General features: G+C 71.9%; 29 protein-coding genes. 15 read left to right on the forward strand and 14 right to left on the reverse strand.

The window, feature by feature from the left end; genetic code table 11:
* Nucleotides 1–4: 4 nt before the first annotated feature.
* From WFJ17_RS15340 to WFJ17_RS15355, 4 genes are all read left to right on the forward strand, one after another.
* A complete protein-coding gene (locus tag WFJ17_RS15340) occupies nt 5–502 on the forward strand; it encodes a histidinol dehydrogenase (protein ID WP_336648862.1) in 498 nt (165 codons plus the stop codon).
* Nucleotides 503–511: 9 nt separating this feature from the next.
* Nucleotides 512–832: a ferredoxin gene (gene fdxA, locus WFJ17_RS15345; RefSeq protein WP_251446996.1), complete on the forward strand. Its 321-nt coding sequence runs from the start codon at nt 512–514 to the stop codon at nt 830–832.
* Nucleotides 833–836: 4 nt separating this feature from the next.
* On the forward strand, nt 837–1,949 hold the full coding sequence (dapC, locus tag WFJ17_RS15350; RefSeq protein WP_336648863.1) for a succinyldiaminopimelate transaminase: 1,113 nt from the start codon (nt 837–839) through the stop codon (nt 1,947–1,949).
* Nucleotides 1,950–2,090: 141 nt separating this feature from the next.
* Nucleotides 2,091–3,386, forward strand: coding sequence for a citrate synthase (locus WFJ17_RS15355; protein ID WP_292884667.1), 1,296 nt, complete (start codon nt 2,091–2,093; stop codon nt 3,384–3,386).
* 72 nt (nt 3,387–3,458) lie between these two features.
* Here the strand turns inward: WFJ17_RS15355 and WFJ17_RS15360 are convergent, their stop codons facing one another.
* Together WFJ17_RS15360 and WFJ17_RS15365 are read right to left on the reverse strand one after the other, a co-directional pair.
* Nucleotides 3,459–4,856 carry a DEAD/DEAH box helicase gene (locus WFJ17_RS15360; protein ID WP_336648864.1) on the reverse strand — a complete coding sequence of 466 codons (1,398 nt, stop codon included), beginning with the start codon at nt 4,854–4,856 and terminating at the stop codon, nt 3,459–3,461.
* A gap of 198 nt (nt 4,857–5,054) precedes the next feature.
* Entirely contained in the window at nt 5,055–6,452 is a 1,398-nt protein-coding gene (locus tag WFJ17_RS15365; protein ID WP_292884673.1) for an MFS transporter, read from the reverse strand.
* A gap of 151 nt (nt 6,453–6,603) precedes the next feature.
* Here WFJ17_RS15365 and WFJ17_RS15370 point away from each other — a divergent pair, with 151 nt between their 5' ends.
* Nucleotides 6,604–7,173, forward strand: a complete 570-nt coding sequence (locus tag WFJ17_RS15370; protein WP_292884676.1) for a TetR/AcrR family transcriptional regulator — start codon at nt 6,604–6,606, stop codon at nt 7,171–7,173.
* On the opposite strand, the gene dapD is transcribed toward WFJ17_RS15370, so the two are convergent.
* Nucleotides 7,170–8,123, reverse strand: coding sequence for a 2,3,4,5-tetrahydropyridine-2,6-dicarboxylate N-succinyltransferase (gene dapD / locus WFJ17_RS15375; protein WP_336648865.1), 954 nt, complete (start codon nt 8,121–8,123; stop codon nt 7,170–7,172). The two genes, WFJ17_RS15370 and dapD, sit on opposite strands and share 4 nt — an antisense overlap.
* Before the next feature lie 65 nt (nt 8,124–8,188).
* On the opposite strand from dapD, the gene dapE reads away from it, so the two are divergent.
* The 3 genes from dapE (at nt 8,189) to WFJ17_RS15390 (ending at nt 10,752) form a co-directional block, all read left to right on the forward strand.
* Nucleotides 8,189–9,262 (forward strand): succinyl-diaminopimelate desuccinylase, encoded by a 1,074-nt coding sequence (gene dapE, locus WFJ17_RS15380; RefSeq protein WP_251447017.1) that lies wholly within the window; start codon nt 8,189–8,191, stop codon nt 9,260–9,262.
* Nucleotides 9,255–10,493, forward strand: coding sequence for a hypothetical protein (locus WFJ17_RS15385; protein WP_336648866.1), 1,239 nt, complete (start codon nt 9,255–9,257; stop codon nt 10,491–10,493). Before dapE ends, WFJ17_RS15385 begins: the two co-directional genes overlap by 8 nt.
* Nucleotides 10,494–10,578: 85 nt before the next feature.
* Nucleotides 10,579–10,752, forward strand: coding sequence for a DUF3117 domain-containing protein (locus tag WFJ17_RS15390; RefSeq protein ID WP_082072398.1), 174 nt, complete (start codon nt 10,579–10,581; stop codon nt 10,750–10,752).
* Nucleotides 10,753–10,843: 91 nt separating this feature from the next.
* Here the strand turns inward: WFJ17_RS15390 and WFJ17_RS15395 are convergent, their stop codons facing one another.
* A complete protein-coding gene (locus WFJ17_RS15395) occupies nt 10,844–11,476 on the reverse strand; it encodes an O-methyltransferase (RefSeq protein WP_251447023.1) in 633 nt (210 codons plus the stop codon).
* A gap of 96 nt (nt 11,477–11,572) precedes the next feature.
* On the opposite strand from WFJ17_RS15395, the gene WFJ17_RS15400 reads away from it, so the two are divergent.
* A complete protein-coding gene (locus WFJ17_RS15400; RefSeq protein ID WP_336648867.1) occupies nt 11,573–12,046 on the forward strand; it encodes a Sec-independent protein translocase TatB in 474 nt (157 codons plus the stop codon).
* A gap of 133 nt (nt 12,047–12,179) precedes the next feature.
* On the opposite strand, the gene WFJ17_RS15405 is transcribed toward WFJ17_RS15400, so the two are convergent.
* The 3 genes from WFJ17_RS15405 to WFJ17_RS15415 are packed head-to-tail and all read right to left on the reverse strand — an operon-like array spanning nt 12,180 to nt 15,096.
* Nucleotides 12,180–13,307 carry an Mrp/NBP35 family ATP-binding protein gene (locus WFJ17_RS15405; RefSeq protein WP_336648868.1) on the reverse strand — a complete coding sequence of 376 codons (1,128 nt, stop codon included), beginning with the start codon at nt 13,305–13,307 and terminating at the stop codon, nt 12,180–12,182.
* The gene (locus WFJ17_RS15410; RefSeq protein WP_251447277.1) at nt 13,304–13,828 is read right to left on the reverse strand and encodes a DUF1003 domain-containing protein; all 525 of its coding nucleotides are present in this window, start codon (nt 13,826–13,828) and stop codon (nt 13,304–13,306) included. Before WFJ17_RS15410 ends, WFJ17_RS15405 begins: the two co-directional genes overlap by 4 nt.
* Complete coding sequence (locus WFJ17_RS15415) at nt 13,828–15,096, reverse strand: magnesium transporter (RefSeq protein ID WP_251447032.1); 1,269 nt, start codon at nt 15,094–15,096, stop codon at nt 13,828–13,830. The genes WFJ17_RS15410 and WFJ17_RS15415 overlap by 1 nt, the downstream gene beginning before the upstream one ends.
* Nucleotides 15,097–15,184: 88 nt before the next feature.
* On the opposite strand from WFJ17_RS15415, the gene WFJ17_RS15420 reads away from it, so the two are divergent.
* From WFJ17_RS15420 to WFJ17_RS15430, 3 genes are read left to right on the forward strand one after another with little or no spacing between them, the layout of a single operon-like run.
* Complete coding sequence (locus WFJ17_RS15420) at nt 15,185–15,925, forward strand: general stress protein (protein WP_251447035.1); 741 nt, start codon at nt 15,185–15,187, stop codon at nt 15,923–15,925.
* Nucleotides 15,922–16,626, forward strand: coding sequence for an alpha/beta hydrolase family protein (locus WFJ17_RS15425; RefSeq protein WP_336648869.1), 705 nt, complete (start codon nt 15,922–15,924; stop codon nt 16,624–16,626). The genes WFJ17_RS15420 and WFJ17_RS15425 overlap by 4 nt, the downstream gene beginning before the upstream one ends.
* Nucleotides 16,623–17,813 (forward strand): MalY/PatB family protein, encoded by a 1,191-nt coding sequence (locus WFJ17_RS15430; RefSeq protein WP_336648870.1) that lies wholly within the window; start codon nt 16,623–16,625, stop codon nt 17,811–17,813. The genes WFJ17_RS15425 and WFJ17_RS15430 overlap by 4 nt, the downstream gene beginning before the upstream one ends.
* A 36-nt stretch (nt 17,814–17,849) precedes the next feature.
* Here WFJ17_RS15430 and WFJ17_RS15435 read toward each other — a convergent pair whose 3' ends face one another.
* Together WFJ17_RS15435 and WFJ17_RS15440 are read right to left on the reverse strand one after the other, a co-directional pair.
* A complete protein-coding gene (locus WFJ17_RS15435; protein WP_336648871.1) occupies nt 17,850–18,794 on the reverse strand; it encodes a phosphotransferase in 945 nt (314 codons plus the stop codon).
* The gene (locus tag WFJ17_RS15440) at nt 18,761–20,191 is read right to left on the reverse strand and encodes an aminopeptidase P family protein (protein WP_336648872.1); all 1,431 of its coding nucleotides are present in this window, start codon (nt 20,189–20,191) and stop codon (nt 18,761–18,763) included. The genes WFJ17_RS15435 and WFJ17_RS15440 overlap by 34 nt, the downstream gene beginning before the upstream one ends.
* 240 nt (nt 20,192–20,431) lie before the next feature.
* On the opposite strand from WFJ17_RS15440, the gene WFJ17_RS15445 reads away from it, so the two are divergent.
* Nucleotides 20,432–20,827 carry a DUF3054 domain-containing protein gene (locus tag WFJ17_RS15445; RefSeq protein WP_336648873.1) on the forward strand — a complete coding sequence of 132 codons (396 nt, stop codon included), beginning with the start codon at nt 20,432–20,434 and terminating at the stop codon, nt 20,825–20,827.
* Between the two features lie 18 nt (nt 20,828–20,845).
* Here the strand turns inward: WFJ17_RS15445 and WFJ17_RS15450 are convergent, their stop codons facing one another.
* Nucleotides 20,846–21,880, reverse strand: a complete 1,035-nt coding sequence (locus tag WFJ17_RS15450) for an endonuclease/exonuclease/phosphatase family protein (RefSeq protein WP_251447049.1) — start codon at nt 21,878–21,880, stop codon at nt 20,846–20,848.
* 98 nt (nt 21,881–21,978) lie between these two features.
* Here WFJ17_RS15450 and WFJ17_RS15455 point away from each other — a divergent pair, with 98 nt between their 5' ends.
* Nucleotides 21,979–22,866, forward strand: coding sequence for a PHP domain-containing protein (locus tag WFJ17_RS15455; RefSeq protein WP_251447051.1), 888 nt, complete (start codon nt 21,979–21,981; stop codon nt 22,864–22,866).
* Nucleotides 22,867–22,889: 23 nt separating this feature from the next.
* Here WFJ17_RS15455 and WFJ17_RS15460 read toward each other — a convergent pair whose 3' ends face one another.
* The gene (locus tag WFJ17_RS15460; protein WP_251447053.1) at nt 22,890–24,410 is read right to left on the reverse strand and encodes a DEAD/DEAH box helicase; all 1,521 of its coding nucleotides are present in this window, start codon (nt 24,408–24,410) and stop codon (nt 22,890–22,892) included.
* Between the two features lie 211 nt (nt 24,411–24,621).
* Here WFJ17_RS15460 and WFJ17_RS15465 point away from each other — a divergent pair, with 211 nt between their 5' ends.
* Nucleotides 24,622–25,335 (forward strand): ferritin-like fold-containing protein, encoded by a 714-nt coding sequence (locus WFJ17_RS15465; RefSeq protein WP_336648874.1) that lies wholly within the window; start codon nt 24,622–24,624, stop codon nt 25,333–25,335.
* A 21-nt stretch (nt 25,336–25,356) separates the two neighbouring features.
* On the opposite strand, the gene WFJ17_RS15470 is transcribed toward WFJ17_RS15465, so the two are convergent.
* From WFJ17_RS15470 to WFJ17_RS15480, 3 genes are read right to left on the reverse strand one after another with little or no spacing between them, the layout of a single operon-like run.
* Nucleotides 25,357–25,878 (reverse strand): hypothetical protein, encoded by a 522-nt coding sequence (locus WFJ17_RS15470; protein ID WP_336648875.1) that lies wholly within the window; start codon nt 25,876–25,878, stop codon nt 25,357–25,359.
* A 7-nt stretch (nt 25,879–25,885) separates the two neighbouring features.
* Complete coding sequence (locus tag WFJ17_RS15475; RefSeq protein ID WP_251447059.1) at nt 25,886–26,173, reverse strand: hypothetical protein; 288 nt, start codon at nt 26,171–26,173, stop codon at nt 25,886–25,888.
* A gap of 5 nt (nt 26,174–26,178) precedes the next feature.
* A complete protein-coding gene (locus WFJ17_RS15480) occupies nt 26,179–26,403 on the reverse strand; it encodes a DUF3107 domain-containing protein (RefSeq protein WP_251447061.1) in 225 nt (74 codons plus the stop codon).
* Nucleotides 26,404–26,531 lie beyond the last annotated feature (128 nt).

Raw genomic sequence — 26,531 nt, forward strand, 5'->3', positions numbered from 1 at the left:
AGGCGTGCGCGGATCCTGGCTCAATCGAGTGCTCTCCTGGGTGGCCCTGCTGATCGTGGGCGTGGTCTTCGGGCTCGCCGCGACCGTCACCCACGCCTCCTCGCTCTGGGGCTTCGGCTGGGCGGGCATCGTGCTCGGCGTGATCGCGTGCGGCGGGATGCTCCTGGCGGTGCGCCTGCTGCTGCGCGACCGCTGGGCGGCGCTCCTCACCGGCCTGGGCATGCTCGCGGGGATGATCGTGATCTCCGGACGCGGCCCGGGCGGCTCGGTGATCGTGCCGAACGACCTGCTGGGCGTCGTGTGGACCTGGACGGTCGCCGGGATGGTGCTGCTCGTCGCGGCCTGGCCCGACTTCTCGCGCATCCGCCGGATCCAGCAGGAGCAGGCCGCCCTTCGACAGGCTCAGGGGCCGGCGGACAGGCAGGGGCCGGGGGAGAGGCAGGGGCCGGGGGAGAGGCAGGATCCTCGGGGTCAGGGAGAGGCTCCCGCCGACGGGTCGTAGACTGGGGCGGTGACCTATGTGATCGCTCTTCCCTGTGTCGACGTCAAGGACCGCGCGTGCGTCGACGAGTGCCCCGTGGACTGCATCTACGAGGGTGAGCGCTCTTTGTACATCCACCCCGACGAGTGCGTGGACTGCGGCGCCTGCGAGCCGGTCTGCCCCGTGGAGGCGATCTACTACGAGGACGACCTGCCCGAGGAGTGGGCCGACTACTACAAGGCGAACGTGGAGTTCTTCGACGAGATCGGGTCCCCGGGCGGCGCCGCCAAGGTCGGCGTGATCCATCACGACCACGCGGTCATCGCCGCTCTCCCGCCTCAGGGCGAGTGACGTCATGAGCGTCCGCGACCTCGCCGACTACCCCTGGGACGCGGTCGCCCCGTTCCGTGAGCGCGCGGCCGCGCATCCGGACGGGATCGTCGACCTCGCCATCGGATCCCCGGTGGATCCGACGCCCGAGATCATCCGCCGGGCGCTCTCCGAGGCCACCGACGCGCACTCCTACCCGCAGACCGTGGGCACTCCGGCGCTGCGGGAGGCGATCGTGGACTGGTACGCCCGACGCCGGGGCGTCCCCGACCTGCGCGTGGACAACGTGATGCCCACGATCGGCTCGAAGGAGCTGGTGGCCCTGCTCCCGACCCTGCTCGGCCTGGGCGAGGGGGACATCGTGGTGCAGCCGCGGGTCGCCTATCCGACCTACGCCGTCGGCGCCCAGGTCGTCGGCGCGACCGTCGTCAGCGAGGACGACCCGGCGCTCTGGCCCGAGGGTGCGCGGCTCATCTGGATCAACACCCCGGGGAACCCCGACGGCCGTACCTGGACCGTCGAGGAGCTGACCGAGGCCGTGCGTCGCGCGCGGGAGCTGGGCGCCGTCCTCGCGAGCGACGAGTGCTACGCAGAGCTCGGCTGGGACGGGCCGTGGGCCACGGAACGCGTGCCGAGCGTGCTGGATCCTCGTGTCACCGGCGGTACCCGATCGGGGCTGCTCAGCGTCTACTCGCTGAGCAAGCAGTCGAACCTGGCCGGCTACCGGGCGGCGTTCGTGGCGGGGTGCGCTCGCATCGTCGGCGACATCCTCACGGCCCGCAAGCACCTCGGCCTGATGCCGCCGGCCCCCGTGCAGCACGCGATGGAGGTCGCCCTCCGCGACGACGAGCATGTGGCCGCGCAGAAGGAGCTGTATCGCCGGCGCCGGGATGCGCTGCGGCCGGCGCTCGTCGAGGCGGGCTTCCGGATCGACGGCTCCGAGGCCGGTCTCTATCTGTGGGCGACCGAGGGGCGCGACGCCTGGGAGTCGATGGGGCGCCTGGCGGACCTCGGGATCCTGGCCGGTCCAGGGCCGTTCTACGGCGACCACTCCGCCGACCACGTGCGGCTGTCCCTCACGGCGCCGCTCGAGCGCATCGAGGCGGCCGCGCAGCGGCTCCGGGGGAGTGTTTCGTAGGTCTCCACAGTCGTTCCCGCTTCAGTCTTGGCTGTTTTCACAGTAGGACCGCACGGGGGATAGGCTGTAGAAGCGTCGCGATCCGGGCCCATCGGCACCGATCGCACATCCCCCAATCGACAGACGCATGAGGAGGACTGCGTGAGCGCAGCGGGCGAGCGGCCGACCAAGGCGACGCTGACGGTAGGCGAGACGACCGCGGAGTTCCCGGTCCTGCACGGCACCGACGGACACAGCAGCATCGACTTCTCCACCCTCACCCGGCAGACCGGGCACACGGGGCTGGACTACGGGTTCGTGAACACGGCGTCGACCAAGTCGGCGATCACGTTCATCGACGGCGACCAAGGCATCCTGCGCTATCGCGGCTACCCGATCGAGCAGATCGCGAACTCCTGCTCCTATCTCGAGGTCGCGTGGCTGCTCATCTACGGAGAGCTGCCCACGCCCGCCGAGCTCGCCGACTTCGACGAGAAGATCCGCCGGCACACCCTGCTGCACGAGGACCTGAAGCATTTCTTCCAGGCCCTTCCCGACAATGCGCACCCGATGGCGGTGCTGTCCTCCGCGGTCGCCGCGCTGTCGACGTACTACGAGAACGAGTCGGATCCGCACAACCCGGAGCACGTGGAGCTGAACACGATCCGCATGCTCGCCAAGCTCCCGGTGATCGCGGCCTACGCGCACAAGAAGAGCATCGGTCAGGCGTTCCTCTACCCCGACAACTCGCTGAGCTTCGTGGACAACTTCCTCAAGCTCAACTTCGGCGTGCACAGCGAGCCGTACGAGATCAACCCGGTCATGTCGAAGGCCCTCGAACTGCTGCTGATCCTGCACGAGGACCACGAGCAGAACGCCTCGACCTCCACGGTGCGCCTGGTCGGCTCGACCGGGGCGAACCAGTTCGCGTCGATCTCGGCCGGCATCCAGGCGCTCTCGGGCCCGCTGCACGGCGGTGCGAACGAGGCCGTGCTGACGATGCTCGCGCAGATCCGCGACTCCGGTCAGAGCATGCAGCGCTTCGTGGAGCGGGTGAAGAACAAGGAAGACGGCGTGAAGCTCATGGGCTTCGGGCACCGCGTCTACAAGAACTACGACCCGCGGGCGAAGCTCGTCAAGGCCGCTGCGGACCAGGTGCTCGCCGAGCTCGGCGTGACGGATCCGCTGCTGGATCTCGCGAAGGAGCTCGAGGAGATCGCGCTCGCGGACGACTACTTCCAGGAGCGCCGTCTCTACCCGAACGTCGACTTCTACACCGGCGTGATCTACAAGGCGATGGGCTTCCCGACGCGGATGTTCACGGTGCTGTTCGCGATCGGCCGTCTGCCCGGCTGGCTGGCGCAGTGGCGCGAGCTGAATCTCGACCCGCAGACGAAGATCGGCCGTCCGCAGCAGCTCTACACGGGCTCCCCGGAGCGCGACTTCCGCCGCGGCTGAGCCGACGGCGCGACGATGCAGTGAGGGCGGGGATCCGATCGGATCCCCGCCCTCACTGCATCGCGCTGCGGCTCAGCGGGCGCTCGGCGTGCCCTGCGGACGCGACGAACGACGACGGCGACGGCGGGCGGGCGCGGCGGCGACATCACCGGATGCCGCGGCACGCCGCTGACCCTGGGGCTGCGCCTGGCTCTGTCCCTGACGGGGCTGGCCCTGCCGCTGGCGGGTCGCGCCGCCGGCGGCGGCCGGCTTCTTCTTGGCGGGCTGCTGCGCGACCGGCTTCGGCGCGGGCTTCACGTAGGGCGCGGTCTCGCCGACCAGGCCGGACACCGCGGGGGACGCCGCGGAGACCTGCTCGATCGCCGCGGTGATCTGGGCCTTGCGGAGCAGGTCCTTCACGTCGCGCCGCTGCTCGGGCAGGAGGACGGTCACGACGGTGCCTGCGGCGCCGGCGCGCGCGGTGCGCCCGGAGCGGTGCAGGTACGCCTTGTGCTCGGCGGGCGGATCCACGTGCACGACCAGGTCGACGTCGTCGACGTGCACCCCGCGCGCGGCCACGTCGGTGGCGACGAGCACGCGCACGCCGCCCTCGGCCGGGTCGGCGGAGAAGGCCGCGAGGTTGCGCTCACGGGCGTTCTGGCCGAGGTTGCCGTGCAGGTCGACGGCGGGGATCCCGGCCGTCGTCAGGACCTTGGCGAGCTTCTTCGCCTGGTGCTTGGTGCGTGTGAACAGGATGCGCCGGCCGGTGCCCGAGGCGAGGGTCTGGACGAGGGTCTTCTTGGCTTCGGCGTCGGCGACCTCGAGCACACGGTGCGTCATCTCGCCCACCGGGACGCTGGACTCGTCGACCTCGTGGCTGACCGCGTTCGAGAGGAAGCGGCGCGCGAGCACGTCGATGCCGTTGTCCAGCGTCGCACTGAACAGCAGGCGCTGGCCGCCCTGCGGGGTCGCCGCGAGGATCCGCGTGACTCCGGGCAGGAAGCCCAGGTCGGCCATGTGGTCGGCCTCGTCGAGCACGGTGACGCGCACCTCGTCGAGGCGCACGACGCCCTGCTTCATGAGGTCTTCCAGGCGGCCGGGGCAGGCCACGACGATGTCGACGCCGCGACGCAGCGCCTCCTCCTGGGGGCGCTGGCTGACGCCGCCGAACACGGTCGTGACGCGCAGCCCCGCCGCCTTCGCGAGCGGGGCGATGGTCGCCGCGATCTGGGTGGCCAGCTCGCGCGTCGGCGCGAGAACGAGGCCGCGCGGGTGCTGCGGGCGGGAGGTCGCGCCGGTGAGCCGGGCGACGAGGGGGATCGAGAACGCGAGGGTCTTGCCGCTGCCGGTGCGGCCACGACCGAGCAGGTCGCGACCGGCGAGCGAGTCGGGCAGGGTGCCCTGCTGGATGGGGAAGGCTTCGGTCTTGCCGTCGGCGGCGAGCACCGCGGCGAGCGGCGCGGGCACGCCGAGATCGAGGAAGGAAGGCATGGATATCTCCTGGGCCGGATTCGCCGGCCGCATAAGGGCGTCGTTGTCGACGCGAGAGGTCGCCGCTCGAGAACCGGATCGCGAGGGGGAGCGGGGCTCCACTTCCAGGGATGATGAATCCAGGGATCCGGGATGGCGACGAGATGCCGGAAGATCCGACATCGGGTCCATCCTATCGCGGATCCCCGGATCCTCGGTTCACGCCTCGACGAGCTCGGGGAGCGCGGTCGCGGACGTCGTCGCCGCAGGACGCGTGCGCACCGCCCAGACGATGGCACCGGCGAGGAGCGTGGCGACCGCGACGAGCATCCAGGCGGTGGCGAAGCCGGAGCCCGTGCCGTGCGGAGCCGCGCCGAACACGATCGCACCGGTCGCCGCGGAGCCGATCGCGGAGCCGATCGTGCGGAGGTTGGCGTTCACCCCGGTCGCGACACCGGTCACGGCGGCGGGCACGCTCTGCACGACGATCCCCGCGGAAGCCGCGTAGGCCAGGCCGCAGCCGATCCCGAACCCGGCGCCCGCCGCGGCGAGCTGCCACGGTGCCGAGTGGGCGAGGGCGGCGGACGCCGCGGAGAGACCCATCAGCAGAGAGCCCATCACCAGCAGCGTGCGCAGCGACAGGATCCGGTTCAGCGCGCCGGTGGCGAAGCCCACGCCGCTCATTCCGATGAGCATCGGGACGAGCATGAGGCCGGCGTCGCGCACCGTGAGACCCGCACCTCCGGCCGACTCGGTGAGCTCGAGGAACTGCGGCAGGTAGCCCCAGAAGGCGAAGACGCCGGCGCCGATGAGCAGCGAGGCCGCGTTCACCGGCCAGATTGCGGGCGAGGCGAGCAGCCGCAGATCCACGAGCGGCTCTGCGGAGCGCAGCTCCGACACGATCCATGCGGCGAAGGCCGCGGCGGCGAGTCCGAACAGCGCAAGGACGGCAGGAGAGGTCCAGCCCCAGCGCGCGCCGGTGCTGAGCGGCACGAGCAGCGCCACCAGCCACAGCGACAGCAGCACGGAGGACCGCGTGTTCACCCGGCCTCGGGCGCGCACGCCCGTGTCGCGCACGACGGCGAGGGTGAGGAGAGCGCCGAGCGCGGCGACGAGGAACGGCACGGCGAACGTGCCGCGCCAGCCGACCAGGTCGGCGAGCGGGCCGGCGAGGACGGTGCCCGCGGCGCCCCCGATGCCGATGACGGCGCTGACGATGCCGATCGCGCCGGTCACGCGTTCCCGCGGGAGGGCGTCGCGGAGCAGTCCGTAGGCGAGCGGGAACAGAGCGCCGCCGATGCCCTGCAGCACGCGGGCGACGATGAGGATCTCGAGGCCGGGTGCGACGGCGGCGAGGACGTCGCCCGCTGCGGTGACCCCGAGGGTGATCAGGAAGGTGGTGCGCCGGCCGCGCAGGTCCCCGACGCGGCCGAGCGTGGGCGTGGCGACCGCGGCCGCGATGAGCCAGGCGGTCATCGTCCAGCTGGCCGCATCGGCGCTGACGCCGAACTCGGCCTGCACCAGGGGGACGAGGGGGATGACGAGGTTCTGCAGGAGTGCGATGGACGAGACCGCCACGGCGATGGCGACCAGGATCGAGGTGGATGAGCGGGACATGAGTTCCCTTCCGAAGCCTGGATGAGAGAGGTAAAGTGGGAGGAGACCTCCGAACGGAGGCTGCCTCCGGATTGACGGTACCGGAGGGTGCCTCCGTTTTGCAAGGGGTCTTCCGAGACTTTTCTGAAGGCTTTTCTGAAGGGACGACGCGATGGGCGGTCAGAACCGGGCGGCGACGACGCTGGAGGAGCGGCGCCCGCGCCGCGCCGACGCGGCGCGCAACTTCGACGCGCTCGTCGTCGCGGGTCGCGAGGCGTTCGCCGAGGACGGATCCGACGCCTCCCTCGAGGACATCGCCCGTCGTGCGGGTGTCGGCATCGGCACCCTGTATCGCAACTTCCCGACGCGGGACGACCTCATCGAGACGCTCTACCTCCGCGAGGTCGCCGCGCTCGCGGATGCCGCGGACGAGGTCGCCGACCTCGAGCCCGGACCGGCGTTCGAGGCCTGGCTCGACCGGTTCGTCGAATACGTCGGCACCAAGCACGTGCTGCTGGACGGGCTGAACCGCGAGTCCTCGGTGTTCGCCGAGTGCCGCGGGGTGATGCTCGGAGCGGGGGAGCCGCTCCTGGCGCGCGCCCAGGCCGCCGGCGCGGTGAAGGCGGATCTCGCGATCGCCGACGTCGTCAAGCTCATCGCCGGAGTCAGCGCGGTCGCCTACGACGACGAGGCGCAGCGCCGCCGCGTGCTGGGACTCGCGATCGGATCGCTGCGCGCCTAGGCGTGCAGCGCCTCGTTCAGCGTCACTCCGACCCCGGCCCGGCGGACCGCCTCCACCGCTCCCGACAGCGAATTGCGGCGGAACAGGATCCCGTTCTCGCCGCTGAGCTCGGCGCCCTTGACGACCGGGCGGCCGCCGTCGGCCGTCGGGGCCGCGTCGGCGAGCACGATCTTCGTGCCGGCCGTGACGTACAGCCCCGCCTCGACGATGCAGTCGTCGCCGAGGGAGATCCCGATGCCCGCGTTCGCGCCGAGCAGCGTGCGCGCGCCGATGGAGACGCGGTGCGTGCCGCCGCCGGACAGCGTGCCCATGATCGAGGATCCGCCGCCGATGTCGGAGCCGTCGCCGACCACGACGCCCTGCGAGATCCGGCCCTCGACCATCGACGCGCCCAGGGTGCCGGCGTTGAAGTTCACGAAGCCCTCGTGCATGACCGTGGTGCCCGGGGCGAGATGGGCGCCGAGGCGCACCCGGGAGGCATCGGCGATGCGCACACCGGCCGGCAGCACGTAGTCGGTGAGTCGGGGGAACTTGTCGACCCCGGTGATCTGGATCCCGGCCCGCTGCAGCAGCGGGCGGAGGCGCGCAGCGTCGGAGGGGAGCATCGGGCCGGCGCTGGTCCAGGCGACGTTCGGGAGGTGCGCGAAGATCCCGTCGAGGTTCACCTCGTTCGGGCGCACCAGCAGATGCGAGAGCGCGTGCAACCGGAGGTAGGCGTCCGCCGTCGAGGCCGGCGCGTCGTCGAGGTCGATCGTCAGCTGCACGAGCTCGACGGTCACGTTCCGCCGCTCGTCGGGCCCGGCGGAGGACTCGAGGGTCAGCGCGGCGGGGGCGAGATCGCCGGCGGAGGGGGCATCGGTGCCGATCTCCGCGAACCACGCATCCAGCACGGTGCCGTCTCCGGCGATCGTGGTGAGCCCTGAGCCATGGATCGTGCGCGCGTCGGTCATGGAACCACGGTAGCGAATCGGCGCCTCCAGCTTCGGCTTCATGACGCGGCGCTAGGGTGGGGGACATGCCGCTCGATCTCACCGCCTCTGCGGCGGACATCACCCGCGCGATCTGCGACATCCCCAGCGAATCGGGATCCGAGGCGCATCTCGCCGACCTCATCGAGGAGGCGATGCGCGATCGCGAGCATCTCGAGGTGATCCGCGAGGGCAACACGATCGTCGCCCGCACGAACCTCGGTCGTGCGCAGCGCGTGGCGATCGCCGGTCACATCGACACGGTGCCGATCAACGGCAACGTCCCGACCCGCGACGTCGAGATCGACGGCGTGCCGATGATCTGGGGCCGCGGGACGGTCGACATGAAGGCGGGGGTCGCGGTGCAGCTGAAGCTCGCCGCCGAACTCGTCGATCCCGCCGTCGACATCACCTGGATGTGGTACGACAACGAGGAGGTCGAGGCGGCCCGCAACGGCCTCAAGCTGCTCGCCGAGAGCCGGCCCGAACTGTTCCGGGCCGATTTCGCGATCCTCGGCGAGCCCTCGAACGGCGAGGTCGAGGGCGGCTGCAACGGCACCCTCCGCGCCGTCGTCCGCACGACCGGGGTGCGCGCGCACTCCGCGCGGGCCTGGATCGGCGAGAACGCGATCCACCGCGCGGCGCCGATCCTGGCGCGCCTCGCCGAGTACCGTCCCCGCGAGATCGCGGTCGACGGCCTGGAGTACCGCGAAGGACTGAACGCGGTCCGCATCAGCGGCGGCATCGCCGGCAACGTCATCCCCGATCTCTGCGAGGTCGAGGTCAATTACCGGTTCGCGCCGAGCAAGTCCGCGGCCGACGCCGAGGCGCACGTGCGCAACGTGTTCGCCGGCTTCACGGTGGAGATCACCGATGTCGCCGAGGGTGCGCGTCCCGGCCTGGACGCGCCGATCGCGCAGGAGTTCGTCGCCGCCGTCGGCGCGACGCCGAAGCCCAAGTACGGCTGGACCGACGTCGCGCGCTTCTCAGCGCTGGGCATCCCCGCGGTCAACTACGGACCCGGCGACCCGCATCTCGCGCACCACGACGAGGAGCGGGTTCCGATCGCGCAGATCACCGCCACGGAGCAGGGTCTGCGATCCTGGCTTCGCGGTGTCTGACCTCGCGGCCCTGCCCCGCTGGGCGGGACGCGTCTACGCCCGCATGCCCGCCTGGGCCGGCATCCTCGCGGTCTACCTCGGCGCGCGCCTGATCACCACGGCGCTGCTGCTGATCGCGACCGGGCTCTCCGGCGGCCCCGGATCGAGGTTCGGCGCGCACGCCACGATCGCCTCGTTCGTGAGCGGCTGGGACGCGCAGTGGTACTGGTACATCGCCGTCTACGGCTATCCGACCACCCTGCCGCTCGGGGCGGACGGACATGTCACCCAGAACTCGTGGGCGTTCCTGCCGGTGTACTCCTGGGTCTCGCAGGTGGTCGGGCTGCCGTTCGGCGAGGGCGGCTGGCCCGTCGGCGCCGCGATCGTCTCACTCATCGCCGGATACTTCTGCTGTCTCGTCCTCTTCCGGATGATGCGGGTCAGGATCGGCCGGATGGCCGCCGTCTGGACCGTGATCTTCTTCGCGGCGGGACCTCTCGGCGCCCTCTTCCAGGTCGGCTATGCCGAGGTGCTGAACATGCTGTTCCTGCTCCTGGCCCTGGACGGCCTCATCCGCCGGCGCTACGTGCGGCTGTACCCCCTCATCGTGCTCATGGGGTTCACCCGCCCCGGTGTGCTCGCGTTCGCGCTGATGCTCGGTCTCATGCTCGTGCTGCGATGGCTCCGGCGCCGCACGGATCCGCTGAGGGGCCGGGAGATCGCGCACTACCTCGGCCTCGGTGCGCTCGCCGTGACCGTGGGCTTCGCCTGGCAGGTGATCGCGGGCATCGCGACCGGAGTGCCGAACGCCTATCTGGAGACCGAGCTGAGCTGGCGCGGTTTCTGGATGCCGCAGGACGGGAAGCCGTCGTTCTCCCCGTTCGAGGGCTGGCTGTCGGCGATGCCGTACTGGGCCAAGATGCTCGGGCTGCCCGGCTGGCTCGGGCTGGTCGTCCTCGGTGTGCTCGTCGCCCTGTTCGCGGCGGCGCTCATCGCGGGCCCCGGCGTGCGGCGGCTCGGGCCCGAGATCCGGCTCTACGCGGCGAGCTATGCGCTCTATCTGCTGGCGGTGTTCTTCCCTCAGTCCAGCACGCTGCGGCTGCTGTTCCCGCTCGCGCCGCTGTGGGGCGCCGTCGGCTGGCGACGGTCGTGGTGGCTCCGCGTCGGCGTGCTGATCGTCTGCCTGTGGCTCCAGTGGGTCTGGATCGCGAACGTCTACGGCTATGCGGACACGTTCTGGCGCGTGCCCTGAGCCCCTCGGGCGCCGAAGCGGTAAGCGGTGTCCCAGCACCCACTAATATGGAAGCTGTAGACCACCGAGGAAAGGGAGCACCGCGATGGCAGCGATGAAGCCGAGGACTGGCGACGGACCCATGGAGGCCGTGAAGGAGGGCCGGCTGATCATCGTGCGCGTGCCGCTCGAGGGCGGCGGGCGCCTGGTCGTCTCCGTCAATGACGCCGAGGCGAAGGAGCTGCACGACGTGCTGAGCAGCGTCGTGGCAGCCGCCTGAGTTCTTTCAGATCGTCGAAAGGCCCGCGTTCTGCGGGCCTTTCGTCATTCCCGGACGTCTTCCTCGCGCTCCGGAGGGAAGGCCCTCCCGCTCAGACGGAGACGCCGGTGAGCTGGAGCAGCCCCTCGCCCGCCGTGTTCAGCGCCGCCAGCACGGCAGGGGACTGCTGGGTCTCCTGGATGAGCGAGCGGTAGGCGACGGTCACGTCGTCGCGCTGCACCGGATCCGCGACCCGCCCGCCGGCGAGGACACGGGGCACCAGCACCGTTCCGCCCGCGCGCACGAGCCGGAGACCGTGCTCGACGTACTCGATGACGTTCTCCGGATCCGCGTCCACCAGCACGATGTCGTAGGCGGCCTCGTTCATGCGCGGCAGCACGTCGGCGGCCCGGCCGGCGATGAAGCGGGCCCTGGTCGGGGCGATCCGCGCGTCCTGGAAGGCGCTGCGCGCCGCGGCCAGATGCTCCGGCTCGTTGTCGATCGAGGTGAGCACCGCCTTCGGAGCGCCGCGCAGCAGCCACAGCCCCGAGACGCCGGCGCCGGTGCCGATCTCGACGATCGAACGGGCATCCGAGGCCGCAGCGAGCAGGGCGATCTGCGCGCCGACGGCAGCGCTGATGGGCTGCGCGCCGAGCTCGACGGCATGCGCACGCGCCCGGGCGATCTCGTCCGGTTCGACGATGGCCTCGCGTACGTACCGTGCGTTGGCGTCCTGCTCGCTCACTTCGACTCCCTCGCGGTCACTCAGTGCGCCGCATATCTTACGAGCGTAGGCGTCCTGCGTGTCCGATGCGGCCAGGCGCGGCGGTACCCTTGTGACATGTTCTTCGGCATCACCATCGAGAAGCTCCTCGTGATCGGCGTGATCGCGGCCCTTCTCGTGGGCCCCGAGCGGCTTCCGCGGTATGCGGAGTCGTTCGCGCGCCTGGTCAAGCGGGCCGGCGACTACCTGCGCGGCGCCAAGGACCGCATGCGCGAGGAGGTCGGCCCCGAGATCGACGAGCTGGACTGGCGCAAGCTCGATCCGCGTCAGTACGACCCGCGTCGCATCATCCGCGATGCGCTGATGGACGACAGCCCCGCCCCGGCGCGCCCCGCGGCGCCGGCCGTCGCGGCCGAGACGCCCGCGGCCGCGGTTCCCGCTGCGGGATCGGCGGCGGCGCTGCTGGCCTCCGCGACGGCGATGAACGCCGCTTCCGCGTCCGCAGAACCGGCGCCGGACGCTCCGGCCTCCCGGGCGCCCAAGGTCTTCTCCGCCGAAGAGCTGCCGCCCTACGACAGCGAAGCCACCTGACGTCCCCTTCGGGGGCGTTGAGCGAGCACCGGCGGAGCCGGAGGGAGACGAAACGCGGTCACCTCGCGAGGGTGCCGCGTTTCGTCTCGGTCGCGCTTCGCGCGTCCTCGCTCAACGACCCCATCGGGGCCGCTCACCGCGGGCTGACCGGCAGCCGCCTGCCGGAGAGACCGCGACCCGCGCGGTCGATCGCGTCGGCGACGGCGAGGATCGCGCCCGCGGCAGGGTCGCGCGCATCCGCGAGCACGACGGGCACACCCGCGTCACCGCCGGTGCGCAGCGCGGGGCTCAGCGGCACCGAGGCGAGCAGCGGGACCGGATCCGCATCCTGCGAGAGCGCCTCCGCCACCGCCTGCCCGCCGCCCGAGCCGAAGAGGTCGAGCGAGCTGCCGTCGGGCAGGGTGAGCGCGGCCATGTTCTCCACGACGCCGATCACGCGCTGACCCGTCTGACGGGCCACCAGGCCGCTGCGGATAGCGACCTCTGCGGCCGCCTCCTGGGGTGTCGTCACCACGAGCACGTCGGCGTGCGGGAGCAGCTGGCCGAGGGTGATCGCGATGTCGCCGGTGCCGGGCGGCATGTCGATGAGCAGCACATCGAGGTCGCCGAAGAACACGTCGGTGAGGAACTGCTGGACCGTGCGGTGCAGCATCGGGCCGCGCCAGGCCACCACGGACTCGCCCTCCCGCAGGAACATCCCGATCGAGATCGCCTTCACGTCGTACGCGACGGGCGGCAGCATGAGGTCGTCGATGCGGGTGGGCTGCGTGCCGGGGGCGATGCCGAGCAGCCCGGGGATCGAGAAGCCGTGCACGTCGGCGTCGATGAGACCGACCCGGCGGCCGCGGGCCGCGAGGGCGACCGCGAGGTTGGCGGTGAGCGACGACTTCCCGACGCCGCCCTTCCCGCTCGTGACCGCGATCACGCGCGTGAGCGAGTCCGGGCCGAAGGGCATCTGCCGTGGGGCCCTGCCGTCGCGGAGGCGATCGGTCAGGGCGCGCCGTTCGTCCGGCGTCATCACCCCGACCGCGACCTCGACGCCCTCGACGCCGGCCACCGAGGCTGCCGCGGCGCGTACATCGGCCTCGATCCGGGTCGCCGCGGGACAGCCGACGATCGTGAGAGCGATGCCGACGTGTGCGACGGCCCCGTCGACCGTGATGTCGCGGAGCATGTCGAGATCGGCGAGCGGGCGGCGCAGCTCGGGGTCGGTGACGGCGCCGACGGCACGACGGACCGCGGCGGCGAGATCGGCGGTCACGGAGTCTGCTCCGCCGGATCCTCGTCGCGCAGCTCGCTCAGCATCGCCCGGAGCTCGGCGCGCAGCACCTCGCGGGTGACGCCCTGCGAGGAGCGCTCCTCGAGGGCCATCCGCAGCGCCACGATCTCGCGCGCGAGGTACTCGGTGTCGGCGAGATTGCGCTCGGCGCGCTGGCGGTCCTGCTCGATCTGGACCCGATCCCGGTCGTCCTGACGGTTCTGCGCGAGCAGGATCAGCGGGGCGGCGTAGGACGCCTGCAGCGACAGGATCAGCGTGAGCAGCGTGAAGTTCGTCGCGGCGGGGTCGAACTGCCAGTCCCGGGGCATGGCGATGTTCCACCACAGCCAGACGATGACGAACACGCTCATCCCGATGAGGAAGCCCGAGGTGCCCATCGCGCGCGCGAAGGCCTCGGAGAAGCGCCCGAAGGTGTCGCTCGAGCCGGAGGAGGTCGCGCTGCGCCCGAGCATGCCGGAGCGACCGCGGGGCAGATCCAGGCCCCGGCGGCCCGACTTCGCCATCATCCGGCCGCGCCCTGCGTCGGGACGGACGTGTCCGCGTCGTGCGAGCGCCAGTCATCGGGCAGCAGGTAGTCGAGCACGTCGTCGACGCTGATCGCGCCGACCAGCCGGTGCGCCTGATCGACGACCGGGAGCGAGACGAGGTCGTAGCTGGCCAGCATGCGCGCCACCTCCGCGGCGGAAGCGGTGGCGGGCACCGGCTCCAGTGTGTCGTCGACGATCGCGCCCAGCCGTTCGTGCGGCGGATAGCGCAGCATGCGCTGGAAGTGCACCACTCCGAGCAGGCGTCCGGTGGGGGTCTCGAACGGCGGGAGCGTGATGAACACGGCCGCGGCGAGGGCGGGGTGCAGCTCGTGCCGCCGGATCAGCGCCAGCGCCTCGGCCACGGTGGCGTCGGCGGAGAGGATGATCGGCTCCGGCGTCATCAGCCCGCCCGCGGTGTCGGGGCTGTAGCGGAGCAGCATCCTCACGTCCTCGGCCTCCTCGGGCTCCATCAGCTCGAGGAGGTGCTCCAGACGGCCCTGGGGGAGCTGGGCGAGGAGGTCGGCGGCGTCGTCGGGCTCCATCTGGTCCAGGATGTCGGCGGCGCGCTCGTCGCCCAGCCGGTCCAGGATGTCCATCTGGTCGTCCTCGGGCATCTCCTCGAGGGCGTCGGCGAGCCGCTCGTCCGGGAGTTCCTCGGCGACCTCGATGCGGCGCTGCTGGGGGAGGTCGAGCAGCGTGTTCGCGAGGTCGGCGGGGTGCATCTCCGAGAACGTCGCGACGAGCTGCTCGGCCGACTGCGCCTCGCCGGGACGGTGATGCTCGCGCACCTCGGTCCAGGTCGCGAACGTGGTGGGACCCTTCGCGAAGGGAGACGCGCTGGTCTTCGGCTTGCGCAGGAAGAGCTGGCTGACCGACCATTCGCCGAGCCGGTTCGGCTCGATCGCGACGTCCTCGATCACGGCCGTTCCGGAGGCGTCCGCGAAGTCGACCCGGCGGCCGATGAGCTCGGCCATGATGCGCACCTCGCCGTTGCGCGGCTTGAACCGGCGCACGTTCATCAGCCCCGACGTGATGACCTGCCCGGTGCTGATCGATCCGACCCGTCCGATGGAGAGGAAGACCTGGCGGCGGCCGGGGATCTCGCACACCAGGCCGATCACACGGGGGGCCGCGCTACTTCGGTACACGACGACGACATCTCGGACTTTGCCGATCCGGTCGCCGGCGGGGTCGAACACGGCGCACCCGGCCAGGCGCGCGACGAAAACCCGCTGTGTGCTCATGCTTCCAGCGTACTGTCCTGCACCTCGGGATCCGGGGCGGGTGACGGCATCCGGCAGACTCCGGACGGCCGCGTGGAACAATGGACCGATGAGCATGATGAATGCGTCGGGTCCGGCGGGCGAGATCGGCGAGACGGTCGCCACGGTGGCCGAGTACGAGGCCGCGCAGAAGCTCGTCTCGCAGCTGATCGCGGGCGAGATCCCCGCCAGGGCGATCGCGATCGTCGGCGTCGGCGTGCAGACGGTGGAGCGCGTCACCGGACGCCTCGGGTATGCGAACGCCGCGCGTTCCGGCGCCGTGAACGGCGTGCTCATCGGGCTCTTCCTCTCGGCGATCTTCGTGCTGGGCAACCCCTCGGTCCCCATGCAGGCCTTCATCGGGATCCTGTTCGTCGGCGTCGCGATCGGCATGATCCTCAGCCTCATCACCTACTCGATCGTGCGCCGCCGCCGCGACTACGCGAGCGTCATGCAGCTCAAAGCCGACCACTACGAGGTGACCGTGCTGCCGGACTCCGTCGGCAAGGCGCGCCAGGTGCTGGGGCGCGCCGTCACGCCGATCCCGCGCCCCGCGCCGTCCGCGACCGCGGCCGAGCCGCCGCAGTACGGGGAGCGCGTGGAGGAGCCGCCGCGCTACGGCGAGCGCGTGACCCCCGAGCGTCCGCCGATGCCGCCGATGCCCCCCGCGGTCCCCGCGTCCCCGGTGCCGGCCGAGCCGGTCGCCGCGCCGCCGGTCACCCCGGCCCCCGCGCCCGAGGGCGCCCCGCAGGGCGACGAGGGCCCGCAGCCGGAGGGCGACGAGCAGCCGGGCGACGGCTCCTCACGATGACGGAGTCCGCCGAGGAGCGGTTCCCGATTCCGGTTCCGCTTCCGGCGGGTGGCGTCGAGGTCTCCGCCGTCTTCGGACCCGCGCCCGCGGCGCCCGTCGAGGACGCACCGCTCGTCGTGATCGCCCACGGCGCCGGGGCGGGGATGGATCATCCCTTCCTGCTCGGGTTCGCCGCGGCGCTGCGGGCCGACGGGCTGCACACCCTGCGCTTCACCTTCCCGTATCTCGAGGCCGGCCGGCGGATGCCGGGACCGGCCGCGCACGCCATCGTGACCTGGCGCGCCGTGGTCGCGGAGGCGAGACGGCGCACCCGGGGACCCGTGTTCGGCTGCGGCAAGTCGTACGGCGGCCGGATGGCGTCGATGGCGGCCGCGGAGGAGCCCGGTCTCGACGTCGCCGGCCTGGCCTACCTCGGGTACCCCCTGCATCCGCCCGGCAAGCCGGAGAAGCCGCGGATCGAGCACCTGCCCGCGGTGCGGCAGCCGCAGCTCTTCGTGGAGGGGACGAACGACCCGTTCGTGCAGCCGCTCGCGCAGCTCGAGGACGCGGTCGCCTCGTGCCGGGACGCCCGGATCGCCTGGGTCGACGGCGGCGGGCACTCGTTCGAGGTGAAGGGGCGCAAGCGCCCGCCCGCCGAGGTGGGCGCGGGGATCGCACCGCTGGTCGCGGAGTTCGTGAGGATCGGAGCAGCAGGGGTATGAGCACGGCGGAGGAGCTGGACGCGATCGGGATCGACCGGCTGCGGGAGAACGGCAGTCTGAAGTGGTCGGTCTTCCCCGAGACGATCGGCGCGTTCGTCGCCGAGATGGACTTCCCTGCGGCGCCCGCGGTCGATGCGGCGATCCGGGACGCCCTCGACCGGGGGCTGACCGGCTACCTGCCCGCGGCGGTCCGGGATCGGATGGCCGACGCCGTGGCGCGCTGGCAGCGCGACCGCTACGGCTGGGAGGTGCCCGCCGAGCGGATCCGCCCGGTCCCGGACGTGCTGACCGCGCTGCGCACCACGATCGACTTCTTCACGGCCCCCGGGTCGAAGGTCGTGCTCCCGACGCCCGCGTACATGCCGTTCCTGACGATCCCCGCGATGCACGACCGGGAGATCATCGAGGTGCCGATGCTCGTCGACGGAGGTCGCGCCGTGTACGACCTCGACGGCATCGACGGGGCACTGGCGGACGGCGGCGGCCTGCTGATCCTCTGCAATCCGTACAACCCGCTCGGGCGGGTGTTCGAGCGGGCCGAGCTGGAGGCCGTCTCCGCCGTCGTGGAACGGCACGGAGCGCGGGTCTTCTCGGACGAGATCCATGCGCCTCTCGTGTTCGCCCCGCACCGGCATGTGCCGTATGCGAGCACCGGTCCCGCTGCGGCGGCGCACACGATCACTGCGGTGAGCGCCTCGAAGGCCTGGAACCTGCCGGGTCTCAAGGCGGCCCAGGTGATCCTCACGAACGATGCCGACGCCGAGACCTGGGCGCGCCCCGAGGTCGCGTGGGCCGAGCACGGCACGGCGAACCTCGGTGTCGTCGCCACGACCGCTGCATTCGACGAAGGCAGAGGGTGGCTCGCCGACACCCTCGACTACCTGGACGGCAACCGGCGCGTCCTGGGTGAGCTGCTCGCCGCGCACATCCCTGCGATGGGCTACCGCGCCCCCGAGGGCACCTACATCGCCTGGCTGGACGCCCGGGCTCTGGGCGTCGAAGGATCGCCGGCCGAGTTCTTCCGCGAGCACGCCGGCGTCGCGATGACGGACGGGCTGGCCTGCGGCCCGGCGGGGGAGGGCCACCTGCGCTTCATCCTCGCGACTCCGCGTCCGATCATCGAGCAGGCCGTTCGACAGATGGCGGACGCGCTGCGCGAGCATGCCATGAGGAGTCGGTCCGTGTAAGTGCGGCCCAGTGGGCTGATCCAGCCGATCCGGCGATCAGCCCACCAGATCCGGATCCTCCAGCAGGCGCCCCATCGTGCGCAGACCGAGCGCGGCCATGACGGGGTTCGTCCGCTCGTAGTACCAGCCCAGGCCCATCGCCTGCTGCAGCGCCCACGCGCCCCCGCGGCGCCACTCGCGGTCGTCGGAGCCGAGGGCCGCACGGAGCCGGCGCCGGTCGTCGAGTCCGAGCAGGTGCCACGCGATCACGAGGTCGAGGGAGGGGTCGGCCGGGCCGAAGGACCCGCCGTCGAGAACACCGTCGAGCCGCCCGTCCTCGGAGAGCACGAGGTTCGGCGGGATCAGGTCCCGATGCGACAGGACCTCGACGCCGGGATGCGGGATCCGCGACAGCCGTGCCCAGAGCGAGCGCGCCGCGGCGACGTCGAGCAGGTGCTCACTGCGCGCGAAGCACTCGGTCATCCACTCCTCGTGCACGCGGAGGTCTCCGCCGCGGCCGCGGCCGTCGAAGGAGCGTCCGCGCAGCGAGGCGCGGCGGAGGGCCCCGATCAGGTGCGCGAGATCGTCGGCGAGGCCGGGGAGCGGACCCGGATCCGCGTCGGGGAGCGCTTCCGCCGCCGTGCGTCCCTGGACCCACGTCTGCACCGACCAGGCCGAGGGGTAGGCGGCGTCGCCGTCGACGACGCCCAGGGGGACCGGAGCGGGGAAGGGCGCGACCGCGGCGAACTCCTCGAGTGCGGCCGCCTCGGCGGCGATCTCGGCATGCGCGGTCGACTGCAGCGGGAAGCGCGCGACGTGCGTCGCGCCGATCCGGAACAGCGCGTTCACCGTACCCGGTGTCGCGAGCGCGGACACGGGAAGCCCCGCGAGTTCGGGAAAGGCCGCCGCGATCCGTGCGGCCGCGGCGGCCTCGCCCACCCGGAGCTGCCCCGGATGCATGTCCTCGGTCAGGACGCGGATCCCTGCACGCGGGCGATCCACGCCTCGACCTCGGCCGAGGTGCGCGGGATGCCGGCGGAGAGGTTCACGGGTCCGTCGGCCGTGATGAGGATGTCGTCCTCGATGCGCACGCCGATGCCGCGGTACTCCTCGGGCACGGTCAGATCGTCGATCTGGAAGTACAGACCGGGCTCGATCGTGAACACCATGCCCGGCTCGATGAGGCCGTCGTAGTACATCTCGCGCCGCGCCTGCGCGCAGTCGTGCACGTCGATGCCGAGATGGTGGCTCGTGCCGTGCACCATGTAACGGCGGTGCTGGCCGCCCTTGTCGGCGTCGAGCGCCTCCTCGGCGGAGACAGGAAGCAGGCCCCACTCGGCGGTGCGGCGGGCGATGACGTCCATCGCGGCGCCGTGTACCTCGCGGAACGGCACACCGACCTGCGCCGCCGCGAACGCGGCGTCTGCGGCCTCGACCACGGTGTCGTAGATGCGGCGCTGCACGTCGCTGAACGTGCCGTTCACCGGCAGCGTGCGCGTGATGTCGGCGGTGTAGAGGCTGTCGGCCTCGGCGCCCGCGTCGATGAGGATCAGGTCGCCCGGCAGCACCGCGCCGTCGTTGCGCGTCCAGTGCAGGTAGCAGGCGTGCGGACCGGATGCCGCGATCGTGTCGTAGCCCTCCCAGTTGCCGTCGCTACGGGCGCGCTGGTGGAAGGCGCCCTCGACGATGCGCTCGCCGCGCGGGTGGGCGACCGCCCGCGGAAGGTCTCGGATGATGTCGTCGAAGCCGTTCGCGGTGATCTCGACGGCGCGGCGCATCTCGGCGATCTCGTACTCGTCCTTGACGAGGCGCAACTCGGACACGAATCGGGTGAGCTCGTCGTCCTCGTCGACCACGAGGTCGGACTCGCCCGCGGCGAAGTCGTCGAGGTGCGCGGTGGCGACGGCCAGGTCGGCGGCGACGCCGGCGAGGGCGGGACGCGGGCCGATCCAGAACTCTCCGATCGTGGCGTCCGAGTAGAACTCGCTCGTGGTGCGGTCGGCGCGCTCGCGGAAGTACAGGGTGACGTCGTGGCCGCCGGCCGTGGGCTCGAAGACCAGCAGCGAGTCGGGCTCGGAGTCGGCGGCCCACCCGGTGAGGTGCGCGAACGCCGAATGGGCGCGGAACGGATAGTCGGTGTCGTTGCTGCGCTGCTTGAGGGATCCGGCCGGGATCACGAGGCGCTTGCCGGGGAAGGCCGCGGAGACGGCGGCGCGACGGGCGGCCGCGTACTCTGCCTGCGCGCGCGGTGCGGGCAGGGATTCGGGCCGCTCGGCCCAGCCTGTGGAGATCGTGTCGAGGAACCCCTGGGGGAAGGGCTGGCGGCGGTTGGTCGTGGTCGAGGTGGTCGCGGTGGCGGCGTCGCCCGGCTGCTCGATCGTGTCGTGCTCGGAGGTCATGGATCCATCCTCTCACCGCGTCGCCCCGCCCTCTCGCGTGGCGCCTGCCGGCCATGCAACGATCCGCACACGTTGTGACGATCTGCACACGGATCGGCCGGATCCGTGTGCAGATCGTGCCGGGCTGTGCTGATCGTCACACGCTCCCTCGCGCAGAGCATCGGCGGACCCGTCGCGTGCGGACGCCGGTCCGGGGCCGAGGCCGTCCGAGCGCACAGCCGGCCGGGCTAGCGTGGAGGCATGACCGAAGTCGCCTCCGCCCGCCGATCCGCTCCGACCTGGCCGTGGGCCGCGGGGATCGACGTCGTGCTCGTGATCGTGTTCGCCGCGATCGGGCGTGCGAGCCACGAGCACGGAGTCGATGCCCTGGGCGTGCTGGAGACGGCCTGGCCCTTCCTCGCGGGTCTCGCGGTCGGCTGGCTGGTGCTGCGGGCGTGGCGGGCGCCGGCCGCCCCGCTGCGCACGGGCGTCGGACTGGTCGTGATCACGGTCGTGCTGGGGATGCTGTTGCGCGTCCTCGCGGGCGGCACCACCGCCGTCGCGTTCATCATCGTCGCCACGGTGACGCTGCTGGTGTTCCTCGTCGGGTGGCGCGGGATCGCGGCGCTCGTCGCCCGGGTGCGCTCGAGCCGCTGAGCGCGCGGCCGGTCGGCCTCAGGACTTCGCGGGCTCCAGCTGCACGATGAGCGCCCGGTGATCGCTCCCGCCGGCGCCGGCGGGGAGCACAGCGGATCCGGAGGGCCGCCACTGCTCGGTGGCCATGACGTGATCGATCGGCGCGCCGACGAGCGCGGGCACCGACGTCGGCCAGGTGCCGACGGCGCCCGAGCCGGTGCGCGATGCCGCGTCGCGGCAGGCGCCGAGGTCCCCTCCGGCCGTGCCGAGGCCGGCCATGTGGTCCAGCGTCGCGTTGAAGTCGCCGGCGAGGATGACGTTCTTTCCGGCGGGGCACTGATCGGCCACCCAGCGCAGATCCTGCGACCAGCCGTCCATCTCGTCCTGCCGCGGGGCGACCGTGTGCACCGCGACGACGGTCGGGCCGTCGCCGCTCACGGGCATGACCACCGCGCTGGGCACCGAGGAGGTGTTGCTCGATCCGTCGGCGGAGGAGGGGATCACCGAGTAGTCGCCCAGGGCGGGGGAGATGAGCACGGTCGTCTGCCAGGAATCCGGCCCCTGCGTCACCTCCGGACGGTACTGCACATGGTGCACCCACATCGGGTGCCCCGCCTCGCGCAGCTTCAGGGCGATGTCCTCGCCGACCGCCTCCGTGGTCTCGGGCAGGGCGACGATGTCGGCCTGCTGCGCGACGACGGTGTCGGCGATCTCGTCCGCGGAGACGGCCTCTCCCGCGGTGTTCCACGCGAGTACCCGCACGCTCTTCGCCGCCTTCGCAGGCAGCGCGTCGGCGGTGTCGACTCCGCGCAGCGCGAGGATCCCCGCCGAGGCGCCGCCGGCGAGCAGCGCGATCAGGGCGATCGAGGCCGCGAACCCGCGCAGGGGCCGGGCGAGCATCAGCAGGAGGGCGAGCAGCAGGATGCCCGCGAACGCGAGCACGAGCACCGCCCGGGAGGCGACGATCTGCGTGATCGGGAACGTCTGCTCCAGATGGAAGAACTGCGGCCAGGTCACGACCGCTGCAGCGATCGCGAAGAGGACGGTGAGCAGGATCCCGATCAGACGAAGCATCGCCCTCGAGCCTAGGCGACCGCGTCTGTGAGCCGTCTGGTGCGGAGCCGGGGAAGCGCCGTGCGCCGGTGGCGCCCCTGCATCGCTACGCTCGAAGGATGACCGATGCCGATCCGACGCCGCGACCCGCCCTGTTCGCAGGCCCGATCGATCTGCATCTGCACTCGAACCGCTCCGACGGCACCGAGGATCCGGCCGAGCTCGTCGCGCAGGCGGCGCAGCAGGGCCTGGGCACCCTGGCGCTCACCGACCACGACACGACGGCGGGCTGGGGTGAGGCGGCCGCCGCGGCGGCCGCGCACGGGATGACCTTCATCCCCGGCATGGAGATGTCGTCGAAGGACGGGTGGCGCAGCGTCCATGTGCTCGCCTACCTGTTCGACCCGACGGATCCGGATCTCGTCGCGGAGACCACGCGGATCCGCGAGGACCGGATCGGCAGGGCCGAGCGGATCGTCCGCAACATCGCCCGCGACTATCCGCTGCGCTGGGAGGACGTCCTGGAGCAGACCGACCCCGATGCCACCGTCGGGCGCCCGCACATCGCCGACGCGCTCGTCGCCCAGGGCATCGTGCGCGACCGCGGCGAGGCGTTCGACGGGATCCTGCACCCGCGCGAGGGCTACTACGAGGGGCACTACGCGCCGGATCCGGTCACCGCGATCGAGCTGATCGCCGCCGCCGGCGGCGTCGCCGTGATCGCCCATCCGGCCGGCCGGGAGCGGATGACCGACGCGACGCTGCGCCGCCTCATCGACGCGGGCCTCGCGGGCCTCGAGATCGACCACCGCGAGAACACCCCGGAAGGGCGGGCCTGGCTGCACCGCATCGCCGCCGAGCACGACCTCATCGTGACCGGATCCAGCGACTACCACGGGGCAGGCAAGCCCAACGTGCCGGGCGAGAACACCACGACCCCGGCGATGCTGCAGCGGATCATCGACCGCGGATCCGGAGCGGCCCCGGTCTACCCGGTCGGGGGCTGAGCGCCCGCGACCGGGAGGGAGCCTCAGGCCCCGGTCTGCGGGGCGCTGCCCCCGGCCGCGCCCCCGGAGGGGCGACGCCGACGGCGACGACGCTGCGCGGCCGGCTTGCCGTCGTGGTGCTCGGCGCCCTGGCCGTCGTGCGTGCCGGATCCCTCCGCGCCGCGGTCGGCGTCGCCCGCCGGTGCGCCCTTGGCGACGGCGGTCTCGGCGCCCTCGGTGAACGTGGATCCCACGCCCTCCGCCGCACGGCGACGGCGGCGGCGACGGCGCGTCGTGCCCTCGCTCGTGCCCTCGGCGGCGGCCTCGGTCGCACGCTGCGGCTCGCGCTGCTTGCGGGCCGGCTTCTCGGACACCGGAGCGGTGACGAGGCGGCCCTTGGTGCCGGCGGGGATGTCGAGGTCCTCGTACAGGTGCGGGCTGGACGAGTAGGTCTCGATCGGCTCGGGCTGGCCGAACTCGAGGGCGCGGTTGATGAGGGCCCACTTGTGCAGGTCCTCCCAGTCCACGAACGTCACCGCGATGCCGGTGCGGCCGGCGCGGCCGGTGCGGCCCGCGCGGTGCAGGTACGTCTTGTCCTCGTCGGGGATGGTGTGGTTGATGACGTGGGTGACGTCATCGACGTCGATGCCGCGGGCGGCGACGTCGGTCGCGACGAGCACGTCCCGCTTGCCGGCCTTGAACGCGGCCATGGAGCGCTCGCGCTGGTCCTGCCCCATGTCGCCGTGCACACCGCCGACGTTGAAGCCGCGGTCGCTGAGTTCGTCGACCAGACGCTGGGCCGCGCGCTTCGTGCGCGTGAAGATCACCGTCTTGCCGCGGCCCTCGGCCTGGAGGATCCGGGCGATGACCTCGTCCTTGTCGAGCGAGTGCGCCCGGTAGACCAGGTGGCGGATGTTCGCCTGGGTGAGGCCCTCGTCGGGGTCGTTCGCGCGGATGTGGATCGGGTTCGTCATGAACCGGCGCGCCAGGGCCACGATCGGGCCGGGCATGGTCGCCGAGAACAGCTGCGTGTGCCGCACCGCGGGGACCTTGGAGAAGATCTTCTCGATGTCGGCCAGGAAGCCGAGATCCAGCATCTTGTCGGCCTCGTCGAGCACCACCTCGGTGGCGTGCGAGAGGTCGAGCAGGCGCTGGTTGGCGAGGTCGATGAGGCGGCCGGGCGTGCCGACGACGATCTGCGCGCCGGCCTTGAGCTGCTCGATCTGGCCCTCGTAGGCCTTGCCGCCGTAGATCGCGACGACGCTCGTGGAGCGGCCGGAGGTGAGCAGGTCCATGTCCTCGTACACCTGCACCGCGAGCTCGCGGGTGGGCACGACGATGAGCGCCTTGACGCCGGGCTCGGGGTCGAGGCCCAGGCGCTGCACCACGGGGATGCCGAAGCCGAAGGTCTTGCCCGTGCCGGTCTTGGCCTGTCCGATGATGTCCTGGCCGGGCAGGCCCAGGGGGATGGTCTGCTCCTGGATCGGGAAGGCGTCGACGATGCCCTTCGCCGCGAGGGCGTCCACGATGTCCTGATCGATGCCGAGATCGGCGAAAGAAGTCACAGTCTTTGATTGCCTGTCCGGCGGGCCTTGCGATCGCGGCGCCGCCTCGTTGATGGGGTCCACGCCGAATCCGAATGCACAGGCGCGGGGCTCCGATCCGTCGCCGGAGCGGGATCCAGCCTACCGGAGCGCGCCCCCGACTCCGGGAGCGGAGTGCGCACGGTGCGCGCCGCCGCCGATCCCGGGGGAGCGGCTCCACTAGGCTGGGCGCGTGGTGAGGTGGTTCTGGCAGCGCGACAAGGCGCCGCGACGCACCCTGGTGCTCCGCTCCCGGGGCGACGTGGGCGACGCGACCCGCGTCGACTTCGCCGAGCTGGCGCCCGAGCTGAACACCTTCCTCGGCCAGGCCGCGTATCTGCAACTGGGCTACTTCGAGACGCTCACGCGCCTCATCCGCGCCACGAGCGATCTCGCGGAGAAGGAGATCCTCTCGCGTGCCGCGGGCGCCGCGCTGGTCAAGCACCGCGGGATCGTCGACATCATCACCGCGCACGGGGACGACCCGACCGAGGTGATGCTGCCGTTCCGGGAGCAGCTGGACGCGTTCCGCCGCAAGACCCTCGGCCCGCGCATCGCGGAGACCATGCTCGCGGTCTACCTCACGGCCGGCATGCTCGACGACTTCTACATCGCGCTCGCGTCCAGCTACGGCGAGACCGGGGCGAAGGTGGCAACGATCCTCTCCGAGGCCGACGACCGCCACGAGATCATCGGGATCGTGCAGGCCACGATCGCGAGCGACGAGCAGTGGCGTTCCCTGCTGTCGATGTGGGGCCGGAGACTCGTCGGCGACACGATCCTCGTCGCGCGTGCCGCGCTGCGCCCGCACCTGCCCGGTGCCGAGGACGATCGTCTCGAGCCGGTCTTCACAGAGCTGATGGGCGCCCACGCGCGGCGCATGGACGCGATGGGGCTCGCGTCCTAGCAGGCGGGACCGGCGACGGGCTCAGCCCGCCTCGACCGGAAGCCTTTCGAGGCGCCGGGTCAGCCGCCAGGCGATGACGACCGGGATCACCCCGAGGATCCCGAACGACATGTCGATGAGCTGCCACCCCAGCGGGATTCCGCGCAGCGTTCCCGCGATGAGGGCGAGCGGGATGATCCCGGCGCAGGCGATCACCCCGAACTGGATCACCCAGATGTTGCGCACCGGATCGATCAGCGGGCCCAGGAACACCACCGCGATGATCAGGTGCGCGAAGGCGAGCCAATCCGTGCCGTAGGCGAGGAAGGGGTATCGCGCTCCGGTGTCGGCGAGGGCGGCGGCCACGCGGTCCACCCACCCGGCAGCGTCGGGGAAGAGCGCGGACACGGGGGATCCGTCCATGATCCTGGCGGCCAGGCCGAGCTCCTCCCGTAGCGGGAAGGCGGTGACGCCGCTCACGATCAGTCCGAGGATGAGGATGCTGAGGCAGATCCTGATCCCGCGCAGGGTGCGGAAACGGTCCCCGCTCGCGGAGGCCGTCACCGTCGGCTCAGACGCCGAGCTCCGCGCGCCGCACCGCGTCGCCGTGGTGCCGCACGCGGGTGAGGACCACTCCGACGAGGGCGGAGACCACGACCGCACCGCCGAGGGCGATCAGCCACAGCCAGAAGCTGGACTCCTTCAACCCGGCCCACTGCCCGAGCGTGTAGGCCGCCGCGGCGACCGCGGTCGCGACCGCCGGGACGAGCGCGACCCCTCGCACATCCCGATGGGGGATCGCGAAGTGCACGATCACGCCCAGCACGCAGGCGGCGATCAGCGCGAGCAGGATGTACACGGGGCTCAGGCCACGAAGCCGACGCGGCGGGACTCCTCGGTCCCGAGCTCGACGTAGCCGAGGCTCGCCGTCGGCACGATGTAGGAGTTGCCCTTGGTGTCGCTCAGCTCGACGTGGCTCGCGCCCTGGTCGAGCGCGCCGGCGATGGCCGCGCGCACCTCGGAGGCGTCGGCCGAGGTCTCGAAGCTGAGCTCGCGGCCGGTGTTGATGATGCCGATGCGGATCTCCACGGAATGCTCCTTGAAAGGTTGAGGTTCCGTCACTCTATCGCGGGCTCTGCGGGGTGGGATCGTGTGCGGGGCGGTGTTCGCCGAGGGCGATTGCGGAGCCCGGTGCCGGGCCTTGTCGGGTCGGATGC

The organism is Microbacterium sp. MMO-10 (genome assembly GCF_037148715.1).
Classification (GTDB): domain Bacteria; phylum Actinomycetota; class Actinomycetes; order Actinomycetales; family Microbacteriaceae; genus Microbacterium.

What these genes read in the sequence shown, in the direction of transcription:
- WFJ17_RS15365 (WP_292884673.1), bottom strand. Translation starts at nt 6,452, where the DNA reads ATGTCCCGCTCATCCACCTCGATCCTGGTCGCCATCGCCGTGGCGGTC.
- dapE (WP_251447017.1), top strand. Translation starts at nt 8,189, where the DNA reads ATGCCGCTCGATCTCACCGCCTCTGCGGCGGACATCACCCGCGCGATC.
- dapD (WP_336648865.1), bottom strand. Translation starts at nt 8,123, where the DNA reads ATGACCGACGCGCGCACGATCCATGGCTCAGGGCTCACCACGATCGCC.
- WFJ17_RS15420 (WP_251447035.1), top strand. Translation starts at nt 15,185, where the DNA reads ATGAGCATGATGAATGCGTCGGGTCCGGCGGGCGAGATCGGCGAGACG.
- WFJ17_RS15445 (WP_336648873.1), top strand. Translation starts at nt 20,432, where the DNA reads ATGACCGAAGTCGCCTCCGCCCGCCGATCCGCTCCGACCTGGCCGTGG.
- WFJ17_RS15415 (WP_251447032.1), bottom strand. Translation starts at nt 15,096, where the DNA reads ATGAGCACACAGCGGGTTTTCGTCGCGCGCCTGGCCGGGTGCGCCGTG.
- dapC (WP_336648863.1), top strand. Translation starts at nt 837, where the DNA reads ATGAGCGTCCGCGACCTCGCCGACTACCCCTGGGACGCGGTCGCCCCG.
- WFJ17_RS15400 (WP_336648867.1), top strand. Translation starts at nt 11,573, where the DNA reads ATGTTCTTCGGCATCACCATCGAGAAGCTCCTCGTGATCGGCGTGATC.
- WFJ17_RS15425 (WP_336648869.1), top strand. Translation starts at nt 15,922, where the DNA reads ATGACGGAGTCCGCCGAGGAGCGGTTCCCGATTCCGGTTCCGCTTCCG.
- WFJ17_RS15370 (WP_292884676.1), top strand. Translation starts at nt 6,604, where the DNA reads ATGGGCGGTCAGAACCGGGCGGCGACGACGCTGGAGGAGCGGCGCCCG.
- WFJ17_RS15430 (WP_336648870.1), top strand. Translation starts at nt 16,623, where the DNA reads ATGAGCACGGCGGAGGAGCTGGACGCGATCGGGATCGACCGGCTGCGG.
- WFJ17_RS15455 (WP_251447051.1), top strand. Translation starts at nt 21,979, where the DNA reads ATGACCGATGCCGATCCGACGCCGCGACCCGCCCTGTTCGCAGGCCCG.
- WFJ17_RS15440 (WP_336648872.1), bottom strand. Translation starts at nt 20,191, where the DNA reads ATGACCTCCGAGCACGACACGATCGAGCAGCCGGGCGACGCCGCCACC.
- WFJ17_RS15390 (WP_082072398.1), top strand. Translation starts at nt 10,579, where the DNA reads ATGGCAGCGATGAAGCCGAGGACTGGCGACGGACCCATGGAGGCCGTG.
- WFJ17_RS15360 (WP_336648864.1), bottom strand. Translation starts at nt 4,856, where the DNA reads ATGCCTTCCTTCCTCGATCTCGGCGTGCCCGCGCCGCTCGCCGCGGTG.
- WFJ17_RS15410 (WP_251447277.1), bottom strand. Translation starts at nt 13,828, where the DNA reads ATGGCGAAGTCGGGCCGCCGGGGCCTGGATCTGCCCCGCGGTCGCTCC.
- WFJ17_RS15450 (WP_251447049.1), bottom strand. Translation starts at nt 21,880, where the DNA reads ATGCTTCGTCTGATCGGGATCCTGCTCACCGTCCTCTTCGCGATCGCT.